The sequence below is a fragment of the Streptomyces sp. P9(2023) genome, from assembly GCF_032436795.1.
GTDB lineage: Bacteria > Actinomycetota > Actinomycetes > Streptomycetales > Streptomycetaceae > Streptomyces.
In genome coordinates this window covers 1-267 of sequence record NZ_JAUPWM010000527.1, presented here as the reverse complement: position 1 = coordinate 267, position 267 = coordinate 1, and the positions used below count along the sequence as shown (strand labels likewise).

Here is a 267-nt window from a genome sequence, read left to right as displayed (position 1 = left end):
CTCTCCGGTACGAGCGGAGATTTCTACGATGGGGCAACCGGTCTCCTGGGAGAGTTTTTCTAAATGAATAATGTCTCCCTTGCTTCTTACTACATCAATCATATTGAGAGCGATTATTACAGGTATGCCTAATTCTGTGAGCTGGGTAGTAAGGTATAAATTGCGTTCTAAATTGGTACCGTCAATAATATTTAAAATTGCATCCGGTCTTTCTGTAATCAGATAGCTTCTCGCCACTACTTCCTCTAGGGTGTAGGGGGAGAGGGA

Annotated in this window: 1 protein-coding gene; it reads right to left on the bottom strand. The window is 43.1% G+C overall.

Features of this window, described 5'->3' with window-relative positions:
* The coding region (locus Q5762_RS38600; RefSeq protein ID WP_315896984.1) for a FeoB small GTPase domain-containing protein at positions 1-267 on the bottom strand (267 nt) is incomplete at both ends.